A 23,146-nucleotide genomic window follows, 5' to 3' on the forward strand; every position below is an offset into this window, starting at 1 on the left:
TCAGGCGGAGACCGCGGTCGGATGCGACGCGTCCATGCGCGCGGCGATGGCCTCGACCAGTGCGTCACGCTGGTCGAGCAGGAAGAAGTGGCCGCCGGGCAGCAATTCCGTGGAGCGCACCCCCGGCAGCACATCGCGCCACGCCTCCAGCTGCGTCGGCGCCACCTGGTGGTCCGCGCGACCGCCGAAGAGGTACACCGGGCAGCGCGGCGGTGCGGCGGGTACAAACCGGTAATCGTCGTAGATCTCGAAATCCGTGCGCAGCGCGGGCAGAAACAGCGCCAGCACCTCCGGCGTCTCCAGCACCTCCGGCGGTATGCCGCCGTAATGCCTTACGGCGGTGATGAATTCGTGGTCCGGCAGCGCCGATATGCGGCCGGGGCGCGGCAGGTGCGGTGCGGCGGCGCCCGCCAGAAACAGTGCCCGCGGGGCGATTCCGGCGGGCAGGCGGCGCGCGACCTCGAAGGCGGTCAGCGCGCCGAGGCTGTGGCCGAAGAACGCGAAGGGCAGGTCCGTCAGCGGAATCACCTGCGCTAGCGCCGCATCGACGAGCTCGCTGAAACCGCGGATCGGTGTCTGGTTCAGGTGTCGCTGCCGAGCGGGCAGTTCGGCTATGCACAGTTCGGCCCATTCGGGCAGGCGGGTGCGCCAGTCGGCGTACGCCGTGGCCTTGCCGCCCGCGAACGGGAAGCAGAACAGGCGCAGCCGCGGCGTACCGGAGGGTTTCCGGTGCATGGTGATGCCGGACGTAACAGGTTGTGCCGCGGTCTCTTTCCTTTCGACGGGCAGTGCCCGCAGATCTGCCACGGAGGCGACGCGAGTCACCGTCGCGCCGATGGCTTCGAAGAACTTCGACAGCGGGGCGGACGGGCCCACCTCGTACAGTTCGGTTTTCGCGCGGGTGAGCGCGCGCATATTCGCCGTCCAGCGCACGGGTGCGCCGATCTGGCGGATCAGGTTCTGCACCAGGGTTTCGGGACGGTGGAATTCGCCGGTGTAGTTCGATGTCACGGCCACCGCCCGCGCGGCGCGCAGCCGCGGCGCGCATTCGGCCAGCTGTCCGGCGAATTCGGCCTCGATGCCCCGCATCGCCGTCGAGTGGAAGGCCGCGCTCACACGCAGCGGCACGAACCGCAGCTCCGGAAGCCGTTGTGCCAGTGCGCTCCTGGCCGCCGCCACCGCGGCGGCGCCGCCGCTGATCACCAACTGCTCCGGTGAGTTCTCGTTCGCCACTTCGGCTCCCGCGTCCATCGCGATCTCGACGGCGCCGCTGTCGGCGATATCAGGCAGGATGAGCGCGGCCATCGCGCCGTCCCCCTCGGGTTGCGCCCCCTGCATCAGCGCGCCGCGGACCCGCACCAGCCGCACCGCGTCCGGGAACTCCAGCACTCCGGCCGCGACCAGCGCGGTGTACTCGCCGAGGCTGTGGCCGCCGAACGCCACCGGCCGCCAACCGAATTCGGCCTCCAATACGCGGTACGCGGCGATCTCCACGGTGAGCACGCACGGCTGGGTGTACTCGGTGCGGTGCAGCCGCGGATCCCGTTCGGTGCAGATCCGCAGCAGATCCGCCCCGACCACCTCGCTCGCGGTCGCGAAAGTCTCCCGGGCCACCGGGAATTCGGCGCACAGGTCCGCGCCCATCCCGACGCGCTGGGCGCCCTGGCCCGGAAATACCACGGTGCGGGTCATCGCGCGGCCTCCACGCTCGGACCGGATTCGGTCGCCGCGCCGGGCTCCGGCAGATAGCCCACCTCGGTGCAGTGCTTCAGGTACACCCGCACCAGCTCTTCCACCGGCGGGCAATCGATTCCGGCCGCGCCGAGCACCCGTCGGGTGTACGCGCAGTCGGCGTAGGAGCTCTCCTCGTAATGGATGGTGCCGAAGAGTTCGATGCCGTACTTGAACATCTCCAGCGTCTGGCTGTCGTAGCGCTCACCCGTGCCGAGGCGGTAGATCTCCCGGTCGGTGGCGCGGCGGTGGAATTCCTCCAGCGGGACCAGAGTCACGTCGTAGCCTGCCTTCTGGACATAGCGCACCACGTCGTAGTACCGCTTTATGTCCGGATTGGTGAGGTGGTATGTCTCCCGGTAGGTGGGCCGGTGCAGGGCGATGTGCACGATCGCGGCGCTCACGTAATCGACCGGGGTGATATCCCAGTGCACCGGCGTGAGCATGGTCTCGCCGGTCTCGATCATCGTCTTGAGGATGTCGTAGTAGGCGCCCTTCACCGAGACCTCCGAGAACGGATACTGCCCGGTGACGCTGTCGCCCATGATGTTTCCCGGCCGCACGATGTCCCAGCGCAGGCCGCGCTCGCTCGCCGCCCGGATCAGCTTCTCCGACTCGTATTTCGTCTGCTGGTACGGCAGATGGTCGTAGCCCTGGCCCAATTCGAGGTCGTGCTCGGTGAACGGCGGGTTGTTGAAGTTCAACCGGTCGCCGAGCGCGCTGAAACTCGAGACATAGACCAGATACCGGCCGCGCGAGCCGAGCGCGAATTCCACTGCCCGCCTTGTGCCTTCGACATTGATCGGGGCCAGCGCGTCGTAGAATGTGACCAGCGTGGTGCGGCCCGCGGCGTGGACGGTGAGATCGGTTTCCGCCGAAATCCGCTGCCAGGTCGGTTCGTCCAGGCCGAAGCGGTCCTGTGAGACGTCGCCGAGCACCGCCGTCACCCGTACTCGATAGGCCTCGTCGAGCGCGCCGTCCGGATCGTAGGTCCGCAGGAAGTGTTGGATACGGCGTTCCGCGGCGGCCTGTGACGTGCCGCGGACCAGGCAGGTGATGCGGACATCGGAGTGCGCGAGCAGGTCGTACAGCAGTTTGCCGCCGAGCACGCCCGTGACGCCGGTGACGAATACTGTGGCCACCGGAATGGGCGCGTCCAGGGTCAGTATCGGGATATCCTCTGCCGCAACGGTATTCGATATCTCGGTGGCCGTCTTCCCGGCAGTTCGCGCGCCGGTGACGATTCCGTCCCGCACGAGGTAGTCCGCCAGGGACGCGATCGTCGGATACCGTTCGGTCGAATCCGCCGGGATGCGGACGTCGTAGTGCTTCATCAGCCGGTTGAGCATCCGCACCGTCGCGACCGAGTCGAAGCCGAAATCGATGAACTCGGCGTCGAGGTCGAGGTCGGCGGGGTCGGATTTGGTGAGATCGGCGAAGATATCCCGGATTTCGTCGCACAGGGTGGTGCGGAGTTCGATGTCCTCGGCCTCGGTCGGTTGCTCGGTGAGTGGCTCGGCGGCAGTCTCGGGTTGCTGCTCGGCGGCAGTCCCGGGCACGGTCGGCTCATCTCGGTGCCCGACGCCGTTGGTCCGGTGCCCGTTGCGCCGCTCTGTCGTATCGACCGATTCGATCGGTTGCGCGACAACCGTTTTCGCGACGATCTGCGGCGGCTCGCCGCGGCGGCGGTAATCCTGCGGCACGATCCAGTGCCTGCGCCGCGCGAACGGATATCCGGGCAGGCTCACGATCCGTCCGAACGCCGTGCCGTACAACCGTTCCCAGTTCACCGTCCACCCGGACGCCCAGAGCTCCGCGAGGCGCGGCAGGTTGCCCGAACGCAGCAGCCCGGCCAATTCCGCACGGTCGGTGTCGGATTCGCCCGCGAGCTCGTCCGCGTCCCGATGGGTCCGCGCCACGCCGTGGAATACCGCGAGCCCCTCCGCGGGACGCGCGCCCGGACCGGACGCGGCATCGAGCAGCTCGACGAGCTCCGCCGTGCTGGTCGCCACCACGGCGAGCCGGTGTTCGAAGGGCGCCCGGCCGACGGCCAGCGTCCACGCCACATCGGCCAGCGGAATCGGCTGTGCCCGTAGGCGTTGCACCAGCCGGGCGGCCGCCTCGGCCAGCCTTTCCGCGTCGCGGGCCGACAGGACGACCACCCGTGCGCCGTCCTCGGGCTCACGCGGCGCGAGCGGTTCGGCGTCGGACACGATGACGTGCGCGTTGCCGCCGCCGGCGCCGAACGAACTCACCGCGGTCAGCCGGGGCGATCCGTCGCTGGGACGCGGCCATTCCGTTGGCGTTTCGATGACCCGGAACGGGGTGACCGCGAAATCGATACCCGGGTTCGGCGGATCGCTGTGCAGGTTCGGCGCGATGGTGTTCTCCCGCAGTTGCAGCAGCGCTTTCACCACCCCCGCCGCACCCGCCGCGGCCTCCAGATGACCGACGCTCGATTTCGCCGAACCGATACCGCAGTAACCGCGGTCCGGCGTCGTGCGGCGGTACGCCCGTGTCAGCGCGGCGATTTCGATCGGATCGCCCAGCGCCGTCCCGGTGCCGTGCGCCTCGACATAGCCGATATCGCGCGCGTCGACCCGCGCGACGGTGAGCGCGCGCTCGATCAACTCCGCCTGCGCCGCCGGATTCGGCACGGTGAACCCGTTCGTGCGGCCGCCGTGGTTGATGGCGCTGCCGCGGATCACGCCGTAGATCCGGTCGCCGTCGACGCGCGCGTGCCGCAGCGGTTTCAGCACCAGCGTGACGACGCCCTCCCCCGGAACATAGCCGTCGCCGCCCGCGCCGAAGGTGCGGCAGCGGCCGTCGCTGGACGCCCAGCGGCCGTAACCGAGCAGCAGGAACTTTCCGGGATGGATCGAGACGTTCACCCCACCCGCGAGCGCGTAGGCCGACTCACCGCGCCGCAGGCTCTCGCACGCCAGATGCAGCGCCGTCAGCGAGGCCGAGCACGCCGTATCCACCGCCAGGCTGGGGCCGTGGAAGCCGAACTGATACGAAACCCGGTTCGCCACCGCGAAATAACCGGAGATCGGGATGTTCACGAAGGCCTGGTATTCGGCGTAGCCGACGCCGACGAACACGCTCGCGTCCACCAGCCCGCGGGCGGCGGCGCTGGCGCGCAGCCGATCCGGCGGATATCCCGCGTCCTCCAAAGCGGCCCAGGATGTTTCGAGGAACAGTCGCTGCTGCGGATCCATCTCCTCGGCATCCTTCGGCGTGATGCCGAAGAAGCGGGCGTCGAATTTGTCCACGTCGTCGAGGAATCCGCCCCACCGCGCGTAGGTGGTCCCCGGCTCGTCCGGGTCGTCGGAAAGGTATACGCCGTGATCCCAGCGCTGCGGCGGCACCTCGACGATGCAGTCCCGGCCCGCCACCAGGTTGGCCCAGAACTCGTCGATATCGTGCGCCATCGGGAAGCGGCCCGCCATACCGACTATCGCGATATCGTCCTCGGCGGCAACCGGTTCCATCGCCGTCGCCGAGCGAACCGGCTCGGCCGCGACGGCCACGGGCTCCGGCCGTGTACCCGTCAGCTCCGTCAGGCGGTCGGCGTGCATGTCGGCGAAATAGCCCGCGAGCTCGCGCAGGGTCTGGTACTCGAAGAACAGGGTGCTCGGCAGCTCACCGAATTCGGCGACCAGCCTGTCGTTCAGCTTGCTGATGAGCACGGAATCGATTCCGTAGTCCTGCAACGGGATCCGGGTGCGGATGCGGGCCGGATCGAGACGGCAGTACTCGGCGAGCAGACCCTTCAGGTAGTCCTCCGCGACTCGCCACAGCTCCTTCCCCTGGGAGGGTGTCGCTTCGGCAGTGGCTTCGGCGGGCACGGTTTCGGTGACCGGTACGTCCGGCACCCAGCAGTGTTCGCGATCGAATCGGTACCCCGGCAGGTGCAACCGCCGCGCGGAATCGTGCGACCACGGCGCGAATTCGACATCCGCCCCTTCGACCCAGGCTCGCGCCACCGCGACGGGGTCGGTGAGCGCACGCGCGGATCCCGCCGCCGCCTCGGGCGCGACACCGCTGAAAACCCCTGCGAGATGGTCACCGTCGGCGAAATCGGCCAGGCGCGCGGCCAGTCCGTCGACGGACTCCGCGACAACGGCCAGCCGGTGTTCGAAGGCCGAGCGGCCGAATGCGAGCGTGTGCGCGATATCCGCGAGCCGCCATTCCGGATGCGCGGCGATCGACCGCCGCAGCGTCCGCGCCGCCGCCACCAGGCTGGAGGCGGTCCGCGCCGACAGCACGACGACCTGTGCGCCGCCGATCTCACCGTGCGGTGCGGGAATTCGCGCCGCGGGATAGTCGTCCACCACGAGATGCGCGTTGGTGCCGCTGAATCCGAACGAGCTGACCGCCGCCCGGCGCGTCCCCGCGGGCCAGTCCCTGGTTTCGGTATTCACGAAGAACGGTGAATTATCCAGTTCCAGCAGTGGATTCACCGTATCCGCGTGCAGCGTCGGCGGAAGCTTTCCGGCCCGCATCGCCAGCAGCACCTTGAACAGGCCGGCCATTCCGGCCGCATGCGAGGCGTGACCGATATTCGACTTCACCGAGCCGACCGGAATCGTCGCGACCGAATCGGTGTACCGGCGGAAGGCCGCGGTCAGCGCCTCGATCTCGATCGGATCGCCCAGTCGCGTTCCGGTGCCGTGTGTCTCGACGTAGCCGATGGTCGCCGGATCGATGCCCGCCGCCCGGTAGACCTCGAGTTCCAGCTCGGTCTGCGATCTGGCACTCGGTGCGGTGATGCCGTTGGTGCGGCCGTCGTGGTTCACCCCAGTGCCACGGATGATGCCGTGGATCGGATCTCCGTCGCGCTCGGCGGCAACCAGCGGCTTCAGCACGACGACACCAACGCCCTCGGCGATCACGAATCCGTCGGCGTCCGCACCGAAGGCGGCGCACCGCCCCTGCGCCGACAGCATGCCCATCGACGATGCGAGCAGGTGGTACTCCGGCGTGACGAATACCGCGACACCGCCGGCCAATGCGAGCTCCGATTCACCGGATCGCAGGCTGCGGCACGCCTGATGCACGGCGACGAGGGCCGACGAGCACGCGGTGTCGAGTCCCATGCACGGACCGGTCAGATCGAGGTGATACGCGACCCTGGCGGGCAGAATGGCCGGGCTGTTGCCGGTGAACATGTGGTGCGAACCGAAGGTCGCGCGATTGCGCAGCAGCGTCGCGTAATCCGAACCCGGTGCGCCCGCGAAGACGCCGCATCGCTTGCGCCGCAGCGACCTCGGATCGATGCCCGCGTCTTCCAGCGCCAGCCAACTGTGTTCGAGGAACAACCGCTGCTGCGGATCCATATGATCGGCCTCGGTGGGCACCAGATCGAAGAACGCGGGATCGAAAAGGCCTACGTCGTCGAGGAATCCGCCCCATTTCGAATAGGTCTTCCCGGGGGTCGCCGGGCCGGGCCGGAAATAGTCCGCGATCGGCCAGCGGCTGGGCGGCACCTCGGTCACCGAATCGACACCCGCGGCGAGATTGCGCCAGAACTCGTCGAGGTCCGCCGCGCCAGGGAAGCGGCCGGACATGCCGATGATCGCGATATCCATGCCGGATTCCGTTCGGTCCTGCCGGATTTCCGGCTCAGCGGTCCGGCCCGATGGCTCCGCGCTCTTCAGTGGTTCGGCCGGTGTCGGATCGATATCCGCTGCGCGACCCGACGATTCGGACGTTTCCCGCGGCTTCTCCGCGCCCCCGTCCTGCGCGACGCGCTGGGCCAGCGCCCGCGCCGTCGGATAGTCGAATACGACCGTCGGCCGCAGCGTGAGCGCGAAGCGGTCGTTGATCCGTTCCACGATCTTCACCGCCAGGATGGAATCAACGCCGTATTCCGACAGCGGCAGCTCCGGGCGGACTTCGTCCGGTGCGATACCCAGCCCGGCGGCCACGATGCCGATCACCGCGCGCTGCAACGCCTCCGGCACTGCCTGGCGCGGAATATCTTCCACAACAGCCGTTTTCGTTGCTGGGTGCACTGTCTCGGCGGGCCGGGGATCGTCTAGTTCCAGCTCACCCGCAGCCGTTTCGTGCCATGCCGCGAGCAGCCGGAAACTCGGTTCCGCGTCATCGGACAGCCCGGGGCCCCAGGCGTGTACGCCGCTGAATCCGGCCCGCATCAGCGCCGACCGCCACTGGTCCTCGGACAGCAGCGGCGAATTCACGATGCGCAGCTCCGGATCCCGGTAGCCGTGCCAGCCGTCGAGCAGGCCGAAGGTCAGTGCCAGCACCTCGAGATCGGTGGTCGCCTCGGTGAACGCCAGAACGCCGCCGGGCGCGAGCAGCCGCCGGATCCGACCGAGGGTGGGCCCGATCTCACCGACCGCGTGTAAAACGTTGGCGCACAGGATGAGATCGGCGCAGCCCGCCGGGAATCCCTGTGCCGCGGCATCCGCCTCGATATCGAGCACACCGAAGCGCATCCGCGGCTCGTCCACGAAGGTGCGTCTGCCGTGCGCGACGAAGCTCGCCGCGATATCCGTGTAGTGGTACTCGAACACAACGCCCGAGCCGATGAGCGCGGCCAGTGCCGCGTGCGTCGAACCACCCGTTCCCGCACCGATTTCCAGCACCCGCAGCGGCCCGTCGCCGGTCCGGCCGCGGGCCACCGCGCCGATCAGATCGGCCAGCAGGCCGTTCGCGAAATCGTATGCGGCGTTGCCGCGATAGATCGCGGCGACCAGTTCCAGCTCGCCGCGCGGGAACAGCACCTCCGTCGCGGCCATTTCGCCCCGCAGTACCCGCTGGTAGCTGTCGAGACACGAATCCAGCAGCGCGACATACGCTTCGCAGCCCGGGAAGCGGGCCAACAGATCGGCCCGCATCCAGGCCGACCCCGGCGGTGGCCCGACCACCCGCAGCCGGTCGTCGGCCCGCTCGACCAGCCCGTGCCGGTCCAGGATGTCCAGGCAGCTGGTGAGCAGGCGCTGATACTCCGTTCGCACGCCCAACATTTCGCGCACCGACCACACCGGCCACTCCCCGATGGTCAGGCCCATCTCGAACAGCACGCCGTAGAGCCGGACGGCCGCGTAACGGTTGAGTTCCGGTTGTCCGGGTTCGACGATGCCGCCGCGCCGCGCCGCCCGCTCGAATTCGGCCACCGCACCGTCGAAATCGGTGCGCGGCCGATCGAGAATCCAGTAATCCCGTTGATCGAAGGGGTATCCCGGCAGCGGCACCCGCCGGGACGGGGCGCCCCGCCCGGCCCAGTCGATCACGGCTCCGGTTACCCACGCCCGCGCCAGATCGGTATCGGATGTGCCGGATAGTTGTTGTGCCACCCCGGATTCCGCTTCCCCGGTAAACACTGCGCCCGGATCGCCCGCCCGGAACCCGTCCAGCGCGGCGGCCACCGCGGCGGGTGTCGTCGCCACCAGCGCGAGCCGATGCGCCAGCGCGGGACGGCCCAGCCGCAGAGTCCGCACCGCATCCGCGAAATCGGCCGGATCCAGGGTGCGGAAGTGTTCGGCCATGATCCCGGCGTAGTGCCGCAACCGTTCCGCCGTCCGCGCCGACAGCACGAATATCTCCGGCGCGCCGGACGGTGCGGGCCGGACTCGGTCGTCTACGAATTCCGCCAATACCACATGAGCGTTCGCACCGCCCGCGCCGAAGGCGCTGATACCGGCTCGGCGCGGCAGCGCCACCCCCGCCGATGTCTGCCGTGGCCAGTCTTGCAGCTCCCGCGCGAGCCGGAACGGTGTCGAGTGGAACGCGATCGCCGGATTCGGCTGCGCCGCATGCAGTGTCGGCGCGATCCGGCCGTGCCGGAATTGCAGCAGAATCCTGGTCAGGCCCGCGACGCCCGCCGCTGCCTCCAGATGGCCGATGCTCGACTTGGTCGCACCGAGCGCACGCGGCCGGTCGTTCTCCACGGAATGCCCGAATACCGTGGCCAGTCCGGCGATTTCGATCGGATCACCGAGTGCGGTTCCGGTGCCGTGTGCCTCGAGATAGTCGATATCCGACGGCGCGAGCCCCGCCTCGTCGAGGGCCGCGGCGATCACCTCGGCCTGCGCGGCCGGATGCGGCACACTGTAACCCGCGGTCTGACCGCCGTGGTTCACCGCGCTGCCCAGGATCAACCCGTGGATGGTGTCGCCGTCGGCGAGCGCGCTGCGCAGCGGTTTCAGATACACCGCGCCGACGCCCTCCCCCGGCACATAACCGTCCGCGCCCGCCGCGAAGGGTTGGCAGCGGCCACTTTCCGACAGCATGCCGATACCGCTCAGCAGCCGGAATTTATCCTCGTGCAGCAGCAGGTTCACCCCGCCGACCAGCGCGGCGTCGCATTCGCCCGCCAGCAGGGCGCGCCGCGCGAGATGCAGCGCGGTGAGCGAGGCCGAGCACGCGGTGTCCACGGTGAGGCTCGGGCCGCGCAGGCCGAGCGTGTACGAGGTCCGGTTCGCGATCGACGACGGAATCGACGCCACCGCAACGGGATCCCCGGTGCGGCTGGCCTCGACGCCGAGCAGCCGGTAATCGCTCCAGGTGGTTCCGACGTAGACGCCGACCCGCCGATCTCGCACGGCAGGCTCGTCGTGGTGGTATCCGGCGTGCTCCAGCGCCCCGTACGCCTGCTGCAGGAACAGCCGCTCCTGTGGGTCGAGCAGCGGTGCGTGCGCGGGCGGTATGCGGAAGAACATCGGATCGAAACCCGCTACGTCGCACAGGAATCCGCCGACGAACGGCTTGCCGCCGGTATTCGTCAGCCACCACCGCCGCGCTGGAACCGGCCCGACCGCGTCGTGGCCGTCACGCAGATTGCGCCAGAACTGGTCCACATCGTCGGCATCCGGATACCGGCCGCTGTATCCGACTATGGCGATCGCGTTCTCGGTCGCCGGTCGCGAAATATTCGCCGCCACCGGCATATTCGTTGCCGCAGGTTCGACGACCGGCCGCAACCGGGCCCGGATGGCGGCCGGGTCGCCCCAAACATACGCGGCATGGGCGTCCTCACCCGTACCCGCCGCGAGGAGCAGATCCAATCCGATCTCGGTGGGCAACAGGCCGACTCCGGCGCGGCGTAGCGCCTCGATATGGTCGCGTGGCGGCAGCATGCCGCCCTCCGCCCACAGCGGCCATCCGATCGCGACCACCCGGGGCCCGCCGTCCCGGGGCCGCTCGGCGGTCACGTCCAGATACCGGTTCGCCGCGGCGTAGTCCGCCTGCCCCGGGTTGCCCAGTACCGCCGATACCGACGAGAACAGCACGAGCAGCCCGGCGTCCGGCATCGCGGCGGCCAACCATTCGGTACCGCAAACCTTCGGCGCCAGAACCGGTTTCACCGTGTCGGCCCGGGTACCGGCGACCAGCCCGTCGCGTAGTTCGCCGGCGCCGTGGTAGACGACATCGATGCGTCCGTAGGTCGCGCGGGTGATCGCGGCGATCCGCTCGACGTCCGCGGCGACCGCGATATCGGCTCGCACGTGCACCGCCTCGCCGCCGAGCTCGGTGATGTCGGCCAGCAATCGCGCACCGTCGGCATCGAGCGGGCGGCGCGATACCAGCACCAGCCTCGCCCGATACCGGGCCGCCAGCCTCCGTGCAAGCAGCCTGCCGATCCCACCGAACCCGCCGGTGATCACCGCGACCGAGCCGTCGGCCAGCGCCGGATCACCGGCCGCGGCGGCGATTTCGCGCACCTGCCTGGTCTGCCGCCCGCCATTGCGGTAGCGGATTTCGGTGGCCGCATCGTCTAGTGCCACAGCGAGTTCGGCGCGCACGACCGTGGCGGCGTTCGTCGAGCCGTCACAGCGAACCGAACGCAGTACTGGATACGGTTGTTCGAGCCGGAGCGTTCGGGCGAATCCACCGATCATGGCCGCACCGGATTCGCCGACCCTACCGTCGCCGAACACGGCGAGGATGCGGCGCACCGGTGCGTCCGGCAGTTCGCCGACCGCCCGAACCAATTCGCGCAACGGCAGGTAGATCTGGTCGATCAGTAGCTGCGGGTCGTAGTCGACCTCGGCGAGCCGATCACCCCACAGATACACGGCGGCGTCGAAACTGCCCGGCCGGGTGGACAATTCGGCCAGCAGTTGGCGGATGTGCGTCGGATTCGCCGGGTCGATCACGAAATCGGTCGCATCGGCGGCGAATTCGGATCCGGGACGGACCCGGACGAGCGCCTCGCCCTCGCCGCGGTACGGCCGTTCCGCCGTGTCGAATACGAGCAGGCGATCCGGCGTCTGCGCCGAGTGCGTCCGTGTATCGGGTCGCCACTCGAACCCGAAGGCGAACAGGGCATCCCGGCTCGGATCGGGCGATTCCGCGAGTGGTGGTGTCGGCGAAGGAGCTTCCCCCATCCCTACCACTGGGGCCGATGCCGCCGGAACCTCGGCGGATACCGTTGTCGCCTCGAGCTCCGGTGCCGGTTCCGGCTCGACGCGCCGGTACCGTTCACCGACCTTGTCCGCGAGATGACCGGCCAAGGCATCGATTGTCTGGTATTCGAAAAGCAGTGTCGGATAAAGCGGTTCACCGACCCGTGCCTCCAGCTCGGCGGTCAGGCGGAGCAGGCGGCCGGAATCGAGGCCGAGCTCGTAGAAGCCGACGTCGGTGGCGATCGATGCCGCCTGCTCACCCAACTCCGCGGCGACCAGCACGACCAGGTCCGCGGTGATCGCGGCCCGCGGATCGCCAGTATCCGCCGCCTGGGTGGTATTCGCGACCGCTGCCGCCATGGCGGCTCGCACCGGTTCCGCAGCCACCAGTCGTTCGATATCGGCGCTGCCGCGAACTCGCTTGGAGGTCAATTCGTACTCGGCGATCGGCGCCCCGTCCGCCCCCCACACGGCAACATCCGCTTGGAGCAGATCCGTACCGCCGCCGCGCACGGTTGCCCGTACATATACCCGCCCCGGAGTTGCGCGCCACGCCCGCACCTTGCCGAAATAGATCGGTATGAAGGCACTTTCGTCGTCCACGCCCAGGCGGGCCGGATCGACGAACGGCACGATCGTCGACGCGTCCAGGAAGGTCGGATGCAGCAGGAAACCGGGGAGGTGCTGCCCGGCCTCCGCGCCGAGACCGAGCTCCGCGACGACGGTATTCTCCCGCCGCGCGAAAATACCTGTCGCCCGCATGAATTCGCGATGTTCGATACCACGGGCACCGCTCTGTCCGTACATTTCGGCGAGCGCGCGACCGTCACCGAGCTCGGCGCGCAACGCACCGATATCCGCGACGGCCGGTCCGGTAAGCGAATCAGCGAGCGCAACAACACATTCGGCGATCTGGGCGACCGGCCCGGCCGGGGTGCCCGCCGCGTCGAGGCGCTGACCCTCGATCCGGATCCGCACCGTGTCCGTCCGCCCCGACCGTCCATCGGTATTGCGCGTCACCAGGAACGTGATCCGCACGGCGCCTGCTGAATCCAGCGCCACCGGCCGGTGGAACAGCGCCTCCCGGATCACCAGGTCGGTGGGCGGGTGTCCGGCGGCCATGGCGGCGCGCAGGATCGTGTCCAGATACACGACACCCGGCAGGATCCGCACCCCGTGCACCCGGTGGTCGCGCACCACGGGATCGTCGGCCCGTACCGTCGTGGCGAAGCTCCCCAATCGAATCTCGTTCATACCAGGGGCTCCACGCGCAGGAAGGACGGAACGGGCACGGCGGGCGCCGGGACGAGCACACGCTGCGGCGGTTCCGCCTCGCGCGTAACGGTTTTCGGCAGCATGTAGCTCCTCTTGCGGAATACCGGCGGCGACAGCGGGCTCCGCACCGGGCGGTGCGCCGTCGGCGCCTGTTCGACGATCAGGTGGGCATTGGTGCCGCCGAAGCCGAACGAGCTGACGCCCGCCGCCCGGGGCCTGCCGTCGGCGGGCCGCCACGGCCGCAATTCACGGTTGACGTAGAGCGGCGAGCCGGTGAAGGCGAAGCGCGGGTTGAGGGCCGCGCAGTGCAGCGAGGGCGGCAGCGCACCGTGATGCACCGCCAGAATGGCCTTCACGGCGCCGGCGATGCCCGCCGCCGAAAGCAGATGCCCGATATTGGTTTTCACGCTGCCCACCGCGCACGGCTGGAGCCCGCCGCGATCGCCGAGCACCGTGGCCAGCGCCTTGAGCTCGATCGGGTCGCCGATCATGGTTCCGGTGCCGTGTGCCTCGACATAGGACAGCGCGTCGGGCGCCATGCCCGCCGATTCCAGTGCGGCCGTGATGACCTCGATCTGCGCGTGCATATTCGGGGTGGTGATGCCCATGGTGTGGCCGTCGTTGCCGATGGCGGAACCGCGCAGCACCGCGTATATCCGGTCGCCATCCGCGACGGCGTCGTCGAGGCGTTTGAGCATCAGCAGCGCCGCGCCCTCGCCGGGTACGAAACCGTCGGCGTGTTCGGAGAAGGTGGCGCAGCGGCCGTTCGGGGACAGCACACCCGCGGCGGCCAGCGTCACGAACGGCATTTCGTCCAGCAGCACCTCGACGCCACCTGCCAGCGCCGCGTCGAGTTCGCCCGCGCGCAGCGCCTGGCAGGCCAGGTGCACCGAGACCAACGAGGACGAGCACGCGCTGTCGAGCACGAGATTTCCGGCGTGCCAATCGAAATAGTCGGAGATGCGGGCCGCGATGAAGTTCTGCCCGATCCCGACGATGGTGTTGCGGTCGGCCACCGGGATCCGGTTGAAGTAGTTGGCCGCCCTGCTACCCGCATACACGCCGATTCGCTTGCCCGCCAGATCCGCTCGCGCGTAGCCCGCATCGGCGGTGGCCAGCGCCGAGACCTCCAGCAGCAGCCGCTGCAGCGGATCGAGCTGCCATGCCAGCGCCTCGCCGATGCCGAAGTATTCCGGATCGAAGAGCTCGATACCGTCGATAAACCCGCCCCATTTGCTGTTGGTGCGGCCGGGGCCGCCGCTCGGGTGGTAGTAGACCGACGGATCCCACCGCGCCGGATCCACCTCGCGGATACCGGATTCGCCGTCGGCGAGCAGCCGCCAGAAGGCGTCGGGGCCGTCACCGCCCGGCAGGCGGCAGCCGATTCCGACCACGGCGATCGGCTCCGCGGTCCGCCCCGAACCGCTCCCGTGGCCCCGGCTCGCGTATTGCGCGGTGGCGGGTACGGACCCCGCCTTCTGCCCCGAAAACTCATCGGGCTCAGGCGAGCTCGCGCCGAAGCGGGCCGGATACCGATCGGTCAGCAGTCCGGCGAGCGCGTCCAGCGTCGGGAATTCCAGCACCAGCGCCGGATCGAACGGTTCGCCGACCACCTCCTCGATGCGCCGGACCGCCGAGGCGATCAGCACCGAATCCGCGCCGTACTCCTCGAATCGGCGGTGTCCCTCGAATTTCGCCGGTGCCAGCTTCAATTCGTCGGAGAAGATCTGTAGCAGCTCCCGGAAGGCCACATTCGCGCCGCGCCCGGATTCGGCGGCCCGCACCGGCACACGGTCGTCCGGTACCGGCGCGCGACGGGCTGTCGTGGGCGCGAACGACGCTCGGGTCGAAAGCTCCAGCCGCGCACCGAGATACGGCAGCACCACGGGGGCGTCGGGGATGCCGAGGATGCCGTCGAGCAGCCGGACGCCGTCGGCCGCGGTCAGTGTCGGCAGCCCAGTGGCCAGATAGGCGGCGGTGCTCGCCTCGCCGAATCCGGTGTCCCGGAACGACGGCCAGTTCACCGAGCGGAACCAGGTGCGCCCCTTCGCATGCTGTGCCTCGGCGAAGCGGTCGAGGTACGCGTTCGCCATCGCGTAGTCGGACAAGCCGACCGAAAGTCCGGGCAGCACCGCCGAGACCGAGGAGAACAGCACGAAGAAGTCGGGCCGGTCCGCCGCGAGCGCCGCGGCCAGCGCCTCGGTACCCGCGAGTTTGGGGGCGAGTACCGCGGCGACACCCGGTCCGGTCTTCCGGACGAAGGCCGGGCTCTCGGTGGAAACCGCACCGGCACAGTGCAATACGCCACCGATCGGCCCGAGTTCGCGCCGCACCTCGGTGAAGAACCGGTCCAGCGCGGCGACGTCGGTGAGCTCGCCGGAATATGTGCGCACCGCGACACCGTCGGCCCGCAGCGCGAGCAGCCGGCGCACCTTGGCGGCGTCCGGGCGGTCGCTCGCCGCCAGCCGGTCCCAGGTTTCTTCGGGCGGTAGCGGCTCGCGACCCATGATCACCAGTCGCCGCGCGCCCCGGGCGGCCAGCGCGGCCGCGAATTCCGCACCGAGACCGCGGGTTCCACCGGTTACCACGTAGGTGCGGGTGGGGTCGACCGAAAACCCGCCGGCGGGCGTGGTGGCGGAGAGTTCGATCCGCTCGCGCATTCCGGCCCGATAGCGCACCCGCGGGGCGCCGTCCGTCGCGGCGTATTCGGTACCGAGTATCGCGAGCAGCCGTTCGGCCGTCACCGCCGCCCGGTCCTCGGCGAGTTCGATGCCGCAGGTGCGCACCTGACCGATTTCGGCGGCCAGACCCGCAGCCAGACCGCCGAGGGGGGCGAACTCCGGACCGTCGATGCCCGGATGCCCTGCGCTGATGTGCAGCAGCACCAGTTCGGCCCTGCGGGCGTCGATCACGCCCTGGTAGAAGCCAATTCGACCGAGATCCGCCGCCGCGACATTGTCCATGCCGAGGCGCGTCAGATCACACACATCGACCACACAGTCGGTGTCCGGATAGCGGGCCAGCATGGCGCGACCGAGTTCCGCGCCCGCGGCGAAGTCCGTGCGGCCCAGTCCATCCGGACGGTCGCCATCGGCGACCCGCACCATCCGCCCCGGATCGCCTACTGCTGCAAACAGGGCGTGCACCAGCGGCTCCGGTGTACCGGCGTCATATACGAACAGCGCACGCCGGGCCGGGAATTCACCGGCCGATGCCGCGGCCGCACGCCAAACAGGCACCAGCGCACGGATATCCGTCTCTGCGGGTACGGCATCCGCCACACTCGAACGTATTTCGCCCGAGCCCACCTGTTCCGGTACGTCCGGAATCCAGTACCGCTCCCGCGCGAACGGATAGGTGGGCAGCGGGATCCGGCGACGCGTGCCGCTGCCGCGCACCGCTTCCCAATCGATATCCGCACCGCCGAGCCAATCGGCGACCCGGCTGTCCGTCACCGAGATCGTGGCCTCCGGAACCCACGCGCGCACCGCGGCACGCAGTTCGGTCAGATCACGTGCGACGAAGACGGTCCGGGCGCCGCCCGCCTGCCGTCCGACCTGCATGGTGTACGCCAGATCCGCGAGGTTCGGCGCGTGATCGGCGAGGTGGCGATCCAGTGCGCCGACATATTCGGCGAGCCGCTGCGCGTCGCGCGCCGAGACCGGAACCACCTGCGCGCCAGACCATTCGGATGCCGGCCGCCGATCGACGTACTCCTCCACCACCACGTTCGCGTTCGAGCCGCCGGCGCCGAACGAGCTGATGGCGGCCCGCCGTGGCCGGTCGGCGCCGCCCCTCGGCCATGGCAGCGGCCGGTCCGGGATGCGGAACGGGGTCGCGCCGAAATCGATATTCGGATTCGGCGGGTCGGCGTGCAGCGACGCGACGATGGTCTCGTGCCGCAGTTGCAGCAGCACCTTGGTGAGCGCCGCGACACCCGCGGCCGCCTCCAGATGTCCGACATTCGACTTCACCGAACCGATCGGCAGCTCCGTCAGCTCGGTGTCACCGAATACCTTTGCCAGACCGTTGATTTCGATCGGATCGCCGAGCGCGGTGCCGGTGCCGTGCGCCTCGACGTAGGAGACCGTCGCCGGATCGACACCGCCGGTGCGCAGCGCCGAACGGATCACCGCCGCCTGCACATTCGGATTCGGCACGGTGAAACCGTTCACCCGGCCACCGTGGTTCACGGCGGTGCCCTTGATGACGGCGTGGATGGTGTCGCCGTCGGCCTCCGCATCGGCGAGGGGACGCAGCACCAGCGCGCCGACCCCTTCGCCCGCCACATATCCGTCGCCGCCCGCCCCGAACGAGCGGCAGCGACCGTCGCTCGACGCGAACTGGCCCTGGCTCAGCGCCACGAATTTGTACGGGTGCAGCGACAGATTCACGCCGCCGACCACAGCCAGTCGGCATTCCCCCGTCCGCAGGCTCTGGCAGGCCAGGTGCAGCGCGGTGAGCGAGGAGGAGCACGCGGTGTCGATCGCCATGCTCGGCCCCTGGAAGTCCAGCACATGCGACACCCGGTTCGCGATGCTCCAGAACGTCGAGCCGGGCAGCGTGCCCCGGCCGAGCCTCGCCTCCTCGGCGCCGAACATCTGGTATGTGCCCCACATGACCCCGACGAAAACGCCAGCCTCCTCGGGACGTAACCCGCTGCGCGCCAGATCGGCCCTGGTGTGCCCGGCGTCTTCCAAAGCGGCCCAAGCGGTTTGCAGGAAAAGCCGCTCCTGCGGGTCCAGGATTTCGGCCTCGCGCGGCGAGATGGCGAAGAACAGCGGATCGAAACGGTCGACGTCGTCTAGGAAGCCGCCCCACTTGGTATACGCGGTGTACGGGTGATGGCGATCCGGATCGAAATACCGCGACTGGTCCCAACGCTCCCGCGGGATTTCGGTGATGCAGTCCCGTCCCTCGATCAGCACCCGCCAGTATTCGTCCAGATCGCGCGCGCCCGGATAGCGCCCGCTCACACCGACGATCGCGATATCGCCGACGGTGGATCGCGGCGGTTCGGCGGCCACGGACGCGCCACCGGCGACCGGTCGCGGTGGTGCCGCGCCCACGTCCGCGCCGTGGTTCGCCTCGGCCGGCACGACCTGTCCGTCCGCCTCGCGGGCCGGGCGGTCCTGCGCCGAAATCCGCTGCCCGGCACCCCTGCCCAACTTCGTCAGCAGCCCAACTATGGCTCGCGGAGTCGGATATTCGAAGGCGAGTGTCGCGGGCAGCCGGTGACCGCTGCGCCGCGCCAGCTCGTCGCGGATCTCGATGGCGGCCACCGAATCCAAACCGAGCTCGTGCAGCGGGCGATCCAGGTCCGCATCGGGGGCCAGTCCGACGCACCGGCGCACCAGTTCGGTCGTCTCCGCCGCGAAATCCGCGTCACCGGAGGCTATTACGGGTATCTCCTCCGGTTCCACCATGTCGTGCAAGACATCGGGCACGTCCGCGCCCGGGGCGCTCAGGTTCGTAAGGTCCAGCGCCACACCAGCGACCGCGCCGTCGAATCCGGATTCCAGTGTCCGCTCCAGGATGTCGAGGGCCTGACCGGTGGTGAGCAGCCCGTATCCACGGCGGGCCAGGTGGTCGACGGCGCGCTCGTCCAGGCGGTCCGTCATCCCGGTCCGCGCCCACGGACCCCAGGCGATCGAGAGCGCCGGAAGCCCGGCGGCGCGCCGCGATTCGGCCAAACCGTCCAGGAAGGCGTTGGCGGCCGCGTAATTCGACTGTCCCGGCTGGCCGAGCACGCCCGCGGCCGAGGAGAACAGCGCGAAGAACCGTGGGGATCGCGCCATGGTCAGCTCGTGTAAGTTCCACGCGCCGTGCGCTTTCGGCGCGAGTACCGCCCCGGCCCGCGCGGCCGTCTGCTCGATCACCGAACCGTCGTCGATCACACCGGCGAGGTGCACCACCCCCGCGAGCGGCGACAGTTCGCGATCGATGCGGTCCAGGGTGGCGGCGACGGCGGCGCGATCGGTGACGTCCAGCGCGACGGTTTCGACGTGCACGCCCCGGCGGCGCAACTCCAGGATGGTGTCGGCCGCCGCCGCGCTCGGCGCCGACCGGCCCGCGAGCACCAACCGGCGCGCGCCCCGCTCGACGAGCCTGCGCGCCAGCGCGAGCCCGATACCACCCAGCCCGCCGACGATCAGCACCGTTCCGGATTTCACCGCCGCGATCGCGTCGGCATCGCGCCCGGCTCGGCGCGGCCGGGCCGCCACCAGCCTCGGCACCAGTCGGTCTCCGGCGCGGAGCGCGAGCTGGCGGGGCGCGTCGCCGTCGAGCATGGCGGCTACCAGGCCGTCCGGATTCCTGATCGCCTCATCATCCAAATCGATGATGCGGCAGCCGTTTTCACGGAGCTCCCGCTGCGCGGCACGGGCGAAGCCCCAGAGCGCGGCCTGTTCCGGCGCGACCCGGTCCACCGGACGGACCGCTTGGGCATCGCGGGTGAGCAGCCACAGGTCCGCGCCCGCGGCGGCCTGCACGAGGTGCAGTGCCGCGACCACCTCGCGGATCGATCGGTCGGGAACCGCCGCGCCGTCCTCGGAAAGCGCTGCCGCATAAACGATCCCGCGCAAACCGCTGAATGTTCCGAGCAGATCCCTCGTGTCCGCGGGCGAGGAGAGATCCACCTCGAAACCATCCGCGACTGCGCCGAATTTCCGGCCGGGCCGGGCGAGCACACAGTCCGCGCCCGCGGTTCGCAGCCGGGCAGCGATGATGTCGGCCGGGCCACCGGTCGCGCCGATCACCAGCCAGCGTCCCGCAGCCACGCCTCGTCTCGCCGGAGCCGCTGCACGCCAGGTGATTTCATAGAGGTGCTGGTGCGCTACGCCGTCGGGTTCGCCGCGGTCCCGCTGTCCGGCGGCGGTTCGCATGATTCGCAATCCCGTCGCGATCAGCACGGGATCGCCCTTCTCGTCGAGTAGTCGAACGTCGGCGACGCACACCTGCGGCGTCGACGTCACCACCCGCACATGGCCGTAGCGCGCGCTGATCCGTCCCGTCGGGACCGCCGCCCGGTCGATCGCCACCGGCACCCACGTCGCATCCGCCGATTCCGCCGGGATCGCGGCGACAGTGGCCTGGAACGCCGCGTCCAGCAGCACCGGATGCGGCATCTCCGCGCCGGTCTCGGTATCCGGATCCGACAGCGTCACAACGGCTTCCCGCTCGCCGGTCCGGACGTCGACCACCCGTTGGAAGGCCGGTCCGTAGCGCAGTCCGGCATCGGCGAGCCGCTCGTAGAATTCCGGGCCGGGGATCCAACCGTGGCACCGCCGCAGCGCCGCCGACAGGTCCAGGTCGTCCGCCGATCGAATGATGCTCTCGCCCTTGCTGATCCGGCCGCGCACGTTGGGCTGGTCGCCGCCGTCGGACACGGTCACCGCGAAACCGTCGGGCCGCGCCTCGAATCGAATGCCGACGCGGTGGGTGCCGGTCAGCAGTAGCGGCGTCGCGATGACGAGATCCTCGATCGTCACATGCGTGGCCGCGTTTACCCGCCGGGACATCGCGGCTATCGCGCTGACGTACCAGGCCGCCGGTACCGTCACCGCATCCCCGATCACATGATCCGCAAGGTACGCGGGCGTGCCAGGGCCGAGTGTTTCGGTGAATTCTCTTGCGGCGGCCCCGGTTTGAACAGATGCTTCCGAATCGGCTGCCCGCTCGGCGCGTTCGATCCAAAAACGTTTGCGCTGGAACGGATAAGTCGGCGCCAGCACCCGGCGCCGCCCGTGCGGGCCGTGCACCCGCTCCCAATTCACCCGCACCCCGGCCACATACAGTTCGGCCAGCGCCTCGGCCATCGTTTCGCGGTCGTCGTGGCCGCGCCGCAGTGTGGCGACGAAACGGGCGCCGGTTTCGACCGTCCGCCGCCCCAGTGCGGAAAGCACCGGCTGCGGCCCGATTTCGAGGAAGGTCCCGATACCGAGCCCGGCGAGCGCACGCAGCCCCTCCGCGAATCTGACCGGCTGCCGCGCGTGCCGCGCCCAGTACTCCGCGCTCAGCTCGCCGGGAACCATCGGTGCGCCGGTGAGATTCGAGATGAGCGGGATCTTCGGTTCCGTGAACGCGATCCCGCGGGCCGCCGCGGCCAGCTCGCCGAGAATCGGCTCCATCAGCGGCGAGTGGAAGGCATGTGACACGTCGAGCGGAACCGCTCGAATACCATTGTCCGCCAGCTCTATTCGCAGCCGTTCCAGTTCGGTGTCCGGTCCGGCGACGACGATCTGCGCCGGGCCGTTCGATCCGGCGACGACAACCGAAACGTACCGTGCGAGCAACGGTTCGACCGAATCGGCTCCGGCCTCGACGGCCAGCATGCCGCCGCCGTCGGGCAGCCGCTGCATCATCCGGCCGCGCGCGGCGACCAGCCGCAGACCGTCCGCCATCGAAAGCGCCCCGGCCGCGCATGCCGCGACGTACTCGCCGACGCTGTGCCCGAGGACCGCGGCTGGCGCGATGCCCCGGTCTCGCCACAGTTCCCAGAGCGCCCATTCGACCGCGAACAGCGCGGGCTGCGTGAAAATGGTGCGGTGCAACAGTTCACCGCGTGACCCGTAGAGCGCGTCGACCAGACCGATACCGTCCTGGATCGGCCCCAGCAGCGCATCGCATTCCGCCAGCGCCCGCCGGAATACCGGCTCGGTGTCGAACAGGCCGCGCGCCATCCCCGGATACTGCGAGCCCTGTCCGGTGAACAGCAGCCCGACCTTCGGGGACGCCGACCGCTCGACCCGGGCCCGCGGCGCCGGATCCGCCGCGATGGCGCGCAATTGCCGCGCCGCATCGCCCGCGTTCGCCGCGACCACGGCGATCCGCTCCTCGAAATGGCATCGCCCGGCCGCCGCCGTATAGGCCAGATCTCCGAAACCGGCATGCGCACTAGCCAATTCATCCGCCCACCGGCCCGCCGCCGCTGCCAGCGCCGCGGTGTCGCGCGCGGACAGCGGGATCACCTGCGGTCCGGATTCCCGCACCGCGCGAGCCGGTTCCGCATCCCCCTGCGCCAGGATCACGTGCGCATTGGTGCCGCTCATCCCGAACGAGCTGACGCCGACGACGCGCGCCCTGCCGGTCTGCGGCCAGGCCCGCGCGGTGCGCACGACCTCCAGCGACGTTCGCGCCCAGTCGATATGCGGGCTCGGCTTATCGAAGTGCAGGCTCGGCGGAATCTGCCCGTGCCGCAGCATGAGTACGGCCTTGATCACACCCGCGACCCCGGCCGCCGCCTCGGCGTGCCCGATATTCGTCTTCACCGAGCCGATCAGCAGCGGCGCCTGCCGTCCGGCGCAGTAAACCTCCGCCAGCGCGGCCGCCTCGATCGGGTCGCCCAAAGGCGTTCCAGTGCCGTGTGTTTCGACATAGTCGACATCGGACGGCCGAATTCCGGCCCGGGTCAGCGCATCGCCGATCACCCGCTGCTGCGCGGGCCCGTTCGGCGCGGTCAGGCCGTTCGACCTGCCGTCGTGGTTCACCGCGACGCCGCGCACCACGGCGAGTACGCGATCGCCGTTGCGGCGCGCCACCGAAAGTCGTTCCAGCACGAGCACACCACAGCCGTCGGCACGCACGTAGCCGTTCGCGTCGGCGGCGAAGGCCCGGACCCGGCCGTCCGGCGACAGTGCGGACAGCCGGCTGAACCCTATCGTCGTCTCCGGCGCCAGCTGTAGGTTGACGCCGCCGACCAGCGCGAGATCACAACGCCCGGCACGTAATCCGTCTTCCGCGGACTGCAACGCGACCAGTGAGGA

Annotated in this window: 3 protein-coding genes (1 of these 3 running past the window's edge); all 3 read right to left on the minus strand. The window is 69.6% G+C overall.

All coding sequences use genetic code 11. The features are described from left to right. Tightly spaced (each overlapping or abutting the next), the 3 genes in view from F5544_RS22745 to F5544_RS22755 form a layout consistent with a single transcriptional unit that may run on beyond the window. Positions 1-1,692 (minus strand): alpha/beta fold hydrolase, encoded by a 1,692-nt coding sequence (locus tag F5544_RS22745; protein ID WP_167475066.1) that lies wholly within the window; start codon positions 1,690-1,692, stop codon positions 1-3. Beyond that, positions 1,689-13,361 (minus strand): thioester reductase domain-containing protein, encoded by an 11,673-nt coding sequence (locus F5544_RS22750; protein ID WP_167475067.1) that lies wholly within the window; start codon positions 13,359-13,361, stop codon positions 1,689-1,691. Before F5544_RS22750 ends, F5544_RS22745 begins: the two co-directional genes overlap by 4 nt. Then, a protein-coding gene (locus F5544_RS22755) for a type I polyketide synthase (RefSeq protein ID WP_167475068.1) crosses the window boundary here: on the minus strand, positions 13,358-23,146 show its end. 11,556 nt of this gene lie beyond the right edge of the window; 9,789 of the gene's 21,345 nt are visible here — the last part of the coding sequence; its start codon lies off the right edge, out of view; its stop codon occupies positions 13,358-13,360. Before F5544_RS22755 ends, F5544_RS22750 begins: the two co-directional genes overlap by 4 nt.

The organism is Nocardia arthritidis (assembly GCF_011801145.1).
Classification (GTDB): domain Bacteria; phylum Actinomycetota; class Actinomycetes; order Mycobacteriales; family Mycobacteriaceae; genus Nocardia; species Nocardia arthritidis_A.